The 11,008-nt window shown below is 75.3% G+C and carries 1 protein-coding gene; it reads right to left on the reverse strand.

The genetic code is table 11. From position 1 onward, the window contains the following. Positions 1–10,977: a type I polyketide synthase gene (locus FRAAL_RS34445; RefSeq protein ID WP_041938666.1), complete on the reverse strand. Its 10,977-nt coding sequence runs from the start codon at positions 10,975–10,977 to the stop codon at positions 1–3. Positions 10,978–11,008 lie beyond the last annotated feature (31 nt).

Genomic DNA, 11,008 nt, shown 5'->3' on the forward strand with positions numbered 1-11,008 from the left:
TCAGGAGATCCCGAGGGTCTTGCCGATGAAGTCGATGAGTTCGGCGTCGCTGGCCGCGGACAGCTCGGCCGCGACGGCCGCCCCGTCCGCCGCCGGTCCACCCAGTCGGGTGAGCAGGTCCCGCAGCCGGTCGGCCGCGGCCTCCCGGTCCACATCGGCCACGTCCGCCAGGGCAGACTCCAGCCGGTCGATCTCGGCCAGCACGGCCGGCAGCCCGGCCGGCTCGGCCGGCTCGGCCGGCACCAGTTCGGCGAGCAGGTGGTCGGTCAGCGTCGCGGCCGTCGGGTAGTCGAACACGAGGCTGACCGGCAGCGACAGGCCCGTCTCGGCGATCAGCCGGTTGCGCAGGTTCACCGCGGCGAGGGAGTCGAATCCCTGGTCGCGGAAGCCGCGGTCGACATCGACCGCGTCCGGCGAGGCATGTCCCTGCACGGCGGCGACGTGGTCGCGGACGATCGCGAGCAGCGCCTCCCGGCGGGCGGGCCCGTCGAGCTCGGCCAGCCGGGCCCCCAGCACCGGACCGTCGCCGCCGCCGGTCGCGCCCACCGGTCGGCCCGACCGTTCGGCGCTGGCGCTGCGTTCGGCGGCGACCTCGGGCAGCTCGTGGACGAGGGGATGCGGCCGGCTCCGGTAGAACGCCCGCCAGTCGGCGGCGACGATCGCCAGGTGCGTCTCGTCGCCGGCCAACGCCCGGGCCAGTGCCCGCACGGCCGGCTGCGGGTCCATCGCCAGCAGCCCGTGGCGGCGCAGGATGCGGTCCACGTCCGGTTCGGCGAGTCCCGCGCCCTCCCACTGGCCCCAGGCGATGGAGGTGGCGACCAGCCCGGCGGCGCGCCGATGGGCGGCGAAGGCGTCGAGGAACGCGTTGCCGGGGGCGTAGTTGCCCTGGCCGGTGATCCCCGCGGTCCCGGCGATCGAGGAGAACAGGACGAACGCCGCCAGATCCGCGTCGCGGGTCAGCTCGTGCAGGTTCAGCGCTCCGCCGACCTTCACCCGCAGCACCCGGTCGATCTGCTCCAGGGTCAGCTCCGAGACCAGGCCGTCGTCGAGGACCGCGGCGGTGTGGACGACCGCCCGCAGCGGCAGCTCCACGGGAATCCCGCTGATCACCTCCGCGAGCGCGGCCCGATCCCCCACGTCGACCGCGGCGATCGTGACCCGCGCGCCCAACGCGCGCAGCTGCGCGGCGAGGTCGGCGGCGCCCGGCGCGCGCTCGCCCCGCCGGCTCGTCAGCAGCAGGTGGGCGGCACCCTCCCGGGCCAGCCAGCGGGCGACGTGCCCACCGAGCGCCCCGGTGCCCCCGGTGATGAGGACGGTGCCGCCCGGCGCCCACCCGGCGACCGAGCCCGGCTCCGTCGTTGCCGTGGCCGTCGTGTCTGTGGCCGTCGTCTCCGGGGCCGTCGTCTTCGGGGCCGTCGTCTTCGGGGTTGCCGGGGCTGGCACCAGCCGGCGGGCCAGCAGGCCGCCCCGCCGCAGCGCGAGTTCCGTCTCGCCGTGCCCGGCCCGCAGCGCCGTCGCCAGGAGCAGCTCGACCTCCTCGTCCACCTGCCCGTCGACCTGCTCGGGGAGATCGACGACCCCGCCCCAGCGGCCCGGACGTTCCACGGCGCTGATCGATCCGAGTCCCCACAGCAACGCGTCGGCCGGTCGAGTGACGGGATCCGCCGCCGACGTCGACACGGCGCCGCCGGTGGCGATCCACAACCGGGCGTCGAGCCCGGAGTCGTCCAGCGCCTGCAGCAGGGCGACGGTCCCGGCGATGCCGACAGGTGTGGCCGCGGCCTGCGGATGCGCCGACTCGTCGAGCGCCAGCAGGGACAGCACCCCCGCCACCGCCGGTCCATCCGCGGCGAGCAGGCGGGTCAGCTCGGCGGCCAGGGTGTGGCGATCCGCGGTCGCGGGGACGACCAGCCGGCGCACGGTGGCGCCCGCGCCCTCGAGGGCCCGCGCCGCCACGGCGACCCGGGGATGGTCGACGAACTCCGGCGCGACCACCAGGAGCCAGTCGCCGTCGGCCGCCGCCGGCGCCCCGGTGCTCTCCGGAACCGGGCGCCAGACGATCCGGTACCGCCACGAGTCCGCCTGCGACTCGGTGACCCGGCGCGCCCACCACGAGTTCAGCGCGGGCAGCACGGTGGCCAGCGCGTTCTGGTCCGTCGGGTCGGAGATTCCGAGGGCGTCGGCGAGGGTGGTCGCGTCGGCGTGCTGGACGGCGTCCCAGAAGCCGGTGTCGGCCGCGTCGAGCGGGCTCGCCTGCCGATCCGACCCGGCTGACGCCGTGTCCTCCAGCCAGTAGCGCTGGCGCTGGAAGGGGTAGGTGGGCAGGGCGGCGGCGAGGCGGGCCACGTCGGTGCTGCTGGCGGTGGCGTCTTCGCCGGTGGTGCTGTCGCCGTCGCTGCCAGGGCTGGTGCTGTCTGCGGTGGCGCCGCTGATGCTGCTGATGCTGGGGGGTGTGGGGGTGTGGCCTGCTGCCTGGAGGGTGGCCAGTGCGGTGGCGAGGGTGGTGGTGGGGGGCTTTGTGCGGTGGAGGGTGGGGGTGGCGGTGAAGCGTGGCCGATGACCGCTGCGGTCGAGGGTGGTGAGGGTTTGGGTGGTGAGGGTGGTGAGGGTGGTGTCGGGTCCGAGTTCGAGGTAGGTGGTGACGCCCTGTTCGGACAGGGTGGTGGTGCCGTGGGTGTAGCGGACGGTGTGGCGGATGTGGCGGGTCCAGTAGTCGGCGGTGGTGTGGTCGCTGTCGGTGGGGAGGGTGCCGGTGAGGCCGGCGATGATCGGGATGGTGGGTTGGTGGTAGGTGAGGGTGGCGGCGGTGGTGTGGAAGGGGGTGAGGATGGGGTTGGTGAGGGGGCTGTGGAAGGCGTGGCTGACGGTGAGGGTGCGGCTGCGGATGCCCTGCAGGGCGGCTTGTTCGGCGATGTGGGTGAGGGTGGGGGTGTCGCCGGCGATGACGGTGTTGGTGGGGCTGTTGAGGGCGGCGATGTCGATGCTGGGGTGGTGGGTGATGAGGGTGCGGGTGGTGGGTTCGTCGGTGTGGAGGGTGAGCATGCCGCCGCCGGGGGGGAGGCTGGCGAGGAGGTGGGCGCGGGTGGTGACGAGTCGGGCGGCGTCGTCGAGGGTGAGGATGCCGGCGAGGTGGGCGGCGGTGATTTCGCCGAGGCTGTGGCCGATGAGGTAGTCGGGGGTGATGCCGTGGCTGGTGATGAGGTGGTAGAGGGCGGTTTGGAGGGCGAAGAGGGTGGGTTGGGTCCAGGCGGTGTGGTGGATGGTCGTGGCTTCTGGGCTGTCGGGGTCGGCGTGGAGGATGTCGAGTAGGGGCTGGTCGAGGTGGGGGTTGAGGGCGTCGGCGGTGTCGTGGAGGGCTTGGCGGTAGATGGGGTGGGTGGCGTAGAGGGTGTGGCCCATGCGGGGGTACTGGCTGCCCTGGCCGCTGAACGTGAAGGCGAGCTTGCCCGTCCCGGCCTGGCCGGTGATCACAGCTGGGGTGGGCTGGCCGTCGGCCAGCCTGTCCAGGCCGGTGAGCAGTTCGGGGGTGCTGGTGGCGAGGGTGACGGCGCGGTGCGGGAACGCGGTGCGCGTCGCGAGTGCCCGGGCCAGCGCCGGCAGCGGCACACGGGCGGCGTTGCTGGTGGCACCGGCACCGGCGCCGGCGCCGGCGTCGTCAGCGTCATCGGCACCGTCGGCGCCGGTGGTGTGATCGGTGGTGTGGGTGCGCAGGTGGGTGGCGAGGCGGCGGGCCTGGTCGCGTAGCGCCTCGGGGCTGCGCGCGGACAACGGCACCAGCACCGGAAGTGCCTCGACCGCACCCCCATCACCCTGCGGGCCGTCTGCCGGGGCCGCCGGATCGCCCGCTGCGGTCTGGGGATCGGCCGCCTCGGCCGGAGCCGGACCGACGGCGGGGGCGTTCGCGGCCGTGGGGGGTTGTTCGAGGATGACGTGGGCGTTGGTGCCGCTGATGCCGAAGGAGGAGACGGCGGCGCGGCGCGGGCGGTCGGTGTCGGGCCAGGGGGTGGGCTCCGCGAGGAGCGCGACGGCGCCGTCGGCCCAGTCGACGTGGGGGCTGGGGGCGTCGACGTGCAGGGTGCGGGGCAGCAGGCCGTGGTGGAGGGCCAGGACGGTCTTGATGATGCCGGCGGCGCCGGCGGCGGCCTGGGTGTGGCCGATGTTGGACTTGAGGCTGCCGAGCCAGAGCGGTCGGTCGGCGGGCCGCTCGCGGCCGTAGGTGGCGACGATGGCCTGGGCCTCGATGGGGTCGCCGAGCGGCGTGCCGGTGCCGTGGCCTTCGACGGCGTCGACGTCGGCCGGGCCGAGGCCGGCGGCGGCGAGGGCGGCGCGGATGACCCGCTGCTGGGCCGGGCCGTTCGGCGCGGTCAGCCCGTTGGAGGCGCCGTCCTGGTTGACCGCGCTGCCGCGGACGACGGCGAGCACGGGGTGGCCGTGGCGTTGGGCGTCGGAGAGGCGTTCGACGAGGAGCATGGTGGCGCCCTCGGCCCAGCCGACGCCGTCGGCGGCGGCGGCGAAGGCCTTGCACCGCCCGTCGCGGGCGAGCCCGCGCTGCCGGGAGAACTCGATGAACTCGGTGGGCGTTGCCATCACGGCCACGCCGCCGGCCAGCGCCAGGTCGGCCTCGCCGCTGCGTAGCGCCTGGGCGGCGAGGTGCAGGGCGACCAGCGAGGACGAGCAGGCGGTGTCGATGGTGACCGACGGTCCCTCGAAGCCGAACGTGTAGGAGATCCGTCCCGACGCCACGCTGCCGGCGATGCCGGTCCCGAGGTAGCCCTCCAGCTCCGGCGGCACCTCGCGCAGCCGGGTGCCGTAGTCGTGGTACATGACGCCGGCGAAGACGCCGGTGGTGCTGCCGCGCAGGGTGGTGGGGTCGATGCCGGCGCGTTCGATGGCTTCCCAGCTGGTTTCGAGCAGGAGGCGTTGCTGGGGGTCGGTGGCGAGGGCTTCGCGGGGGGTGATGCCGAAGAACTCGGCGTCGAAGTCGGCGGCGTCGTGCAGGAAGCCGCCGTGGCGGGTGTAGGACGTGCCCGCCGCGTCCGGGTCGGGGTCGTAGAGCCGCTCCAGATCCCAGCCGCGGTCCGTCGGGAAGGCGCTGATCGCGTCCCGGCCCTCGGCGACCAGCTCCCAGAGCTCCTCCGGCGTGGTGACCCCGCCCGGCAGGCGGCAGGCCATCCCGACGATCGCGATCGGCTCGTCCGTCGCGGCGGGCGTGGCGGACGTGATGCCGGTGCTGTTGCCGGTGCCGGTTGGACGGGCGTCGTCGGCCGCGAGGGTCGTCACGAGATGTGCGGCCAGTGCGTCCGGGGTGGGATGGTCGAAGGTGAGGGTGGCGGGCAGCCGCAGGCCGGTGGCGGTGTTCAGCCGGTTGCGCAGCTCGACGGCGGTCAGCGAGTCCAGGCCGAGGGCGCTGAACGCCCGGTCGGCGGCGATGCCGTCCACGGTGGCGTGCCCGAGCACCGCGGCGATCTCGCGGCGCACCGCGGCGAGCGCCTCGGCCGGCCGGTCGCCCGGCGTCAGCTCGGCGAGCCGGCGGGCGAGCGACGAACCGCCGGGGGCAGTCACCCCGATGCCCGCACCGGCGGCGCGCCGCACCGGGGGGACGAGGGTGCGCAGCAGTGGCGGCACGCCGCGCTGGGCTGACTGGGCGCGGATCGCGGCCAGGTCGAGGGCGGCGGGGACGAGCAGCGGCTCGTCGAGGGTGCCGGCGGCGTCGAACAGGGCGAGGCCGTCGGCGGGCGACAGCGGCCGCAGACCGCCGGCGCCGAGCCTCGCCCGGTCGGCGGCGGTGAGGTTCTCGGTGAGCGTGCTGGTGTCGTCCCAGAGTCCCCAGGCGAGGCTGGTGGCGGGGAGTCCGTGGGCTCGGCGGTGGTGGGCGAGGGCGTCGAGGAAGGTGTTGGCGGTGGCGTAGTTGGCTTGGCCGGGGTTGCCGGTGATGCCGGCGATGGAGGAGTAGAGGACGAAGGCTTTGAGGGGGTGGTGGCGGGTGAGGTGGTGGAGGTGCCAGGCGCCGTCGATTTTGGGGGCGAGGACGGTGTGGAGGCGTTCGGGGGTGAGGTTGGTGAGGGTGGTGTCGTCGAGGGTGCCGGCGGTGTGGATGACGGCGGTGAGGGGGTGGTGGGGGTCGAGGGTGTCGAGGAGGTGGTGGAGTTGGGTGGGGTTGGTGGTGTCGGTGGCGGTGATGGTGATGGTGGCGCCGAGGTTTTCGAGTTCGGTGCGTAGTGCGGTGGCGTGGGGGTGGTGGGGGCCGGTGCGGCTGGTGAGGTGGAGGTGGCGGGTGTGGTGGTGGGTGATGAGGTGGTGGGCGAGGTGGTGGGCGAGGGTGCCGAGTCCGCCGGTGATGAGGATGGTGCCGTCGGGGTCGAGGTTCCAGCCCGCCGGATCCGCCGGGTCGGCCGGATCCGTCTGGTCGGCTGGCTTGGCCGGGTCGGCTGGATGCGCGGCACCGGGTGCGGCGGTGGGTGGGGCGGTGGGCGTGGTGGCTGGGACGAGGCGTGGGGTGTGGGCGGTGCCGCGGCGCAGGGCGAGCTGGTTGTCGCCGGTGGCCTGGGCGGTAGCGACCGCTGCGGGCAGGGCGGTGCGGCTGTCGGGGTCGGCGTCGAGGTCGATGAGCAGGATGCGGTCGGGATGCTCGTTCTGGGCGGTGCGTACGAGCCCCCACAGCGGGGCGGTGGTGAGGTCGACGTCCTCGCCGGCGACGCTGACCGCGCCCGAGGTGAGCACCGCGAGGGTCGCCTCGGCCCAGCGGGGCTCGGTGAGCCAGCGCTGCAGGAGCGCGAGGGTGTCCGCGGCGGCGGTCCGCGCGCGCGCCGCAACCGCGTCAGGTTCCGTCGCCTCGCCGGGCGGGGCGGGGGCAGCGACGGCGACGAGGTTCGGCACCGCGGAGCCGGCGTCGATCCGGGCGGCCAGCTCGTCGAGGTCCGTGACGACCTCGACGGCGCCAGGGGGCTCGACGGCGCCGGAGGAGTTGCCGCCCGGCGTGGCCGGGAGTTCGGGCCAGGTCAGGGCGAACAACGAGTCGTTGCGGGGCCCGGGCGCCGAGCGGATCTGCTCGGCGGTGACCGGGCGCAGCGCCAGCCCGGCGACGGACACCACCGGGGCGCCGGTGCCGTCCACCGCGGTGAGGGCGATCTGGTCCGGCCCGCTGACCCGAAGCCGGACCCGCAGCCCGCCGGCGCCCGACGCGTGCAGCCGCACTCCGCGCCACACGAACGGCAGGCGGGTGCCGCCGGCGGTGCCGCTGGGGGCAGTTCCGCTGGGGGCAGTTCCGTTGAGGACAGTTCCGTCGAGGGCAGTCGCGGCGGACGGCAGGCCGGTCAGGTGCAGCGCGGCGTCCAACAGCGCGGGGTGCAGACCGAAGGCGCCGGCGCGGTCGAGAGCGTCCGCGGGCAGGGTGACCTCGGCGAGCAGATCCTCGCCGTCCCGCCACGCCGCGCGCAGACCCTGGAAGGTCGGGCCGTAGACCAGCCCGGCCGCGGCGAACGACGGGTAGAGATCGCCGGTGTCGACCCGAACGGCGCCCGCGGGCGGCCACACCTCCGGCGACGCCCCCGACGGCACCCCCGACGACACTGCGGCGTCCGTCGCCTCCGGGGCGCGCAGCACCCCGTGCGCGTGGCGGGTCCACGCCGCCTGCGCGGATGCGTCCTCGGCTCGCGTGTGGATGCTGACCGGCCGGAGACCGTCCTCGTCGGGTGCGCCCACGGTGAGCTGGACCTGGAGCCCGCCGCGTTCCGGCAGCACCAGTGGCGTCTCGACGATCAGCTCCTCGACGACCGGCACGCCCGTCTCGTCGCCCGCGCGGACCGCCAGCTCCACCAGGGCCGTGCCCGGCAGCACTACCGAGCCGAACACGACGTGGTCGGCCAGCCAGGGGTGGGTGCGCAGCGACAGCAGGCCGGTGAGCACCGCCCCGTCCGAGTCCGCGAGCCGCACCGTGGCGCCGAGCAGGGGATGGTCGGCGGAACCCAGCCCCAGCCCGGCGGCGTCGCCGCTGGGTGAGGTGGACGAGGCGTCCAGCCAGAACCGCCGCCGCGCGAACGCGTAGGTCGGCAGGTCCACGTGCCCGCGGCCGGATCCGGCGTAGACGGCTGCGGCGTCGAGGCCGGCCCCGCGGACATACGCCTGGGCCAGCGAGGTGTGGAACCTGGTGAGGCCGCCGGTGTCGCGGCGCAGGGTCTCGGTGATGGCGACGGGGCCGGGCAGGCCGGGGGTGTTCTCGAGGGTTTCGGCGAGGGCGGTGGTGAGGACGGGGTGGGGGCTGACCTCGATGAACAGGTCGTGGCCGTCGTCGAGCAGGGCGCGGGTGGCCGCCTCGAACAGGACGGGTTGGCGCAGGTTGGTGTACCAGTAGTCGGCGGTGAGGGCGGTGGGGTCGATCCAGTCGGCGGTGACGGTGGACAGGATCGGGATGGTGGCCGGCTGGGGACGGATGGGGGCGAGCGCGGCGAGTAGTTCCTCGCGGACGGCCTCCACCCGTGCCGAGTGCGAGGCGTAGCCCACCGGGACGTCCCTGGTACGGATGCCCTCGGCCTGCAGGCCGGCGACGAACTCGGCCAGCGGCTCCTCGGTGCCGGCGACGGCGGTGCTGGTGGGGCTGTTGAGGACGGCGACGGAGACCGCGGCGGCCCCCTCGCGGAAGCGGGCGAGCCGCTCGCGGACCTGGTCGGCGGGCAGGTTCACCCACACCACCGCCCCGGGAGCGGGCAGCGCGCCGAGGATCTGCCCGCGCAGGGCGACCACGCGGGCGGCGTCGTCGAGGGTGAGGGCGCCGGCGATGTGCGCGGCGGCGATCTCGCCCTGGCTGTGCCCGACGACGGCGTGCGGGTGGACCCCGTGGTGCTGCCAGAGCCGGGCCAGCGCGACCAGCACCGCGAACACGGCGGGCTGCGAGACGTCGACGCGGTCGAGGGTGGGCGCGCCGGGCCGTTCGCGCAGGACGTCGAGCAGATTCCAGTCGACGTAGGGGGCCAGGGCGGCGGCGACGGCATTGATGTGCTCGGCGAAGACCGGGCTGGTGGCGAGCAGCTCGCGGGCCATCGCCGGCCAGGCGGTGCCCGCCCCGGGGAAGACGAACACGGTGGTGGCGGTGGTGTCGGCGACGCCGCGCACGATGCGCGCGTCGGTGGCCGCGCCGTCCGGCGTCGCAATCCCGGCGATCACCTCCACGCCGGCCACGCCGGCCGATCCGGCCGATCCGCCGGAACCGGCGGCCAGGGCGGCGAGGCCGGCCCGGAACCCGGCCGGATCCTCGGCGACGACCACCGCTCGGTGCTCGAGTGCGGCCCGGGTGGTGGCCAGCGCCCGGCCGACGTCGACCGGGGCGAGCCCGGGATGCGCATCGACGAACGCGCCCAGCCGCGTCGCCTGCCCGCCGAGGGCCTCGGCGGTGCGCGCCGACAGCACCCAGGGCAGCGCCCGGCCCCGGACGGCCGGCCCACGGCCCGCGTCGCCGGCCCCGTCCGCCGTGTCTGCGCCTGCCGCGTCCTCGATCCCCGTGCCGCCAGTCCCCGTGCCGCCAGTCCCCGTGCCGTCGGTCCCCGTGCCGCCGGTCGCCGTGTCCCCGTCCGCTGTGCCGGCGTCCGCCGGGATCGGGCCCTGTTCGAGGATGAGGTGGGCGTTGGTGCCGCTGATGCCGAAGGCGGAGACGGCGGCGCGCCGGGGTCGGTCGGGGGTGGTGGGCCAGTCGGCGGGTTCGGTGAGCAGGGTGACGGTGCCGGCGGACCAGTCGACGTGCGGGGTGGGCGCGTCCACGTGCAGTGTCTTCGGCAGCCGGCCGTGGCTCATCGCGCCGATCAGCTTGATGATGCCGCCGACCCCGGCGGCGGCCTGCGAATGGCCGATGTTGGACTTGAGGCTGCCGAGTCGCAGGGGGCGGTCGGCGGGGCGGTCGGTGCCGTAGGTGGCGAGGATGGCCTGGGCTTCGATGGGGTCGCCGAGGGTGGTGCCGGTGCCGTGGGCCTCGACGGCGTCGACGTCGGCGGGGGTGAGGGCGGCGGCGGCGAGCGCGGCGCGGATGACCCGCTGCTGGGATGGCCCGTTCGGCGCCGTCAGCTGGCTGGACGTCCCGTCGGAGTTCACGGCGCTGCCGCGGATCACCGCGTGGATGCGGTGGCCGAGCCGCTGGGCGTCGGACAGCCGTTCCAGCACGAGCACGCCGACGCCCTCGGCCCAGGCGGTGCCGTCGGCGGCGGCGGCGAACGGCTTGCACCGCCCGTCCGGGGCCAGCCCCCGCTGGCGGGAGAACTCCACGAACATGCCCGGTGACGACATGACGGTGACCCCGCCGGCCAGGGCGAGGGTGCACTCCCCGCCGCGCAGCGCCTGGGCGGCGAGGTGGATCGCGACCAGCGACGACGAGCAGGCGGTGTCCACCGTCACCGCCGGGCCCTCCAACCCCAGCGCGTAGGCGACCCGACCCGACGCGACCGAGGTCGTGCTGCCGGTGAGCACGTACCCGTCGACGCGCTCGGGGGTCGGCTGGTGCAGCCGCGGCGTGTACTCCTGGGCGATCACCCCGGCGAACACCCCGGTCGCGGAGCCGCGCAGCGAGACCGGGTCGATCCCGGCCTCCTCCACCGCCTCCCAGGCCGTCTCGAGCAGCAGCCGCTGCTGCGGATCGGTGGCGAGGGCTTCCCGGGGAGAGATCCCGAAGAAGGCGGCGTCGAACTCCGGGGCGTCGTGGAGGAAGCCGCCCGAGCGGGCGTAGGTCCGTCCGGGCCGGTCGGGGTCGGCGTCGTAGAGCCCGTCGACGTCCCACCCGCGGTTCGTCGGGAACGGGCCGGTGACGTCGAGTCCTTCGTCGACGACGCGCCACAGGTCCGCAGGCGAGCTCACCCCGCCCGGGAAGCGGCAGCTCATCCCGACGATCGCGATCGGTTCGCGGCGGGCCGCCTCCTGCTCGCGCAGCTGCTGGCGGGTCTGGTGCAGATCGGCGGCGACCCGGTTGAGGTAGTCGCGGAGCTTCGCTTCGTTCGCCATGTGCGGTATCAGCCTTCTCGATGCGCGGAGT

Origin of the sequence: Frankia alni ACN14a (assembly GCF_000058485.1) — a bacterium.
In the GTDB taxonomy this organism is placed as follows: domain Bacteria; phylum Actinomycetota; class Actinomycetes; order Frankiales; family Frankiaceae; genus Frankia; species Frankia alni.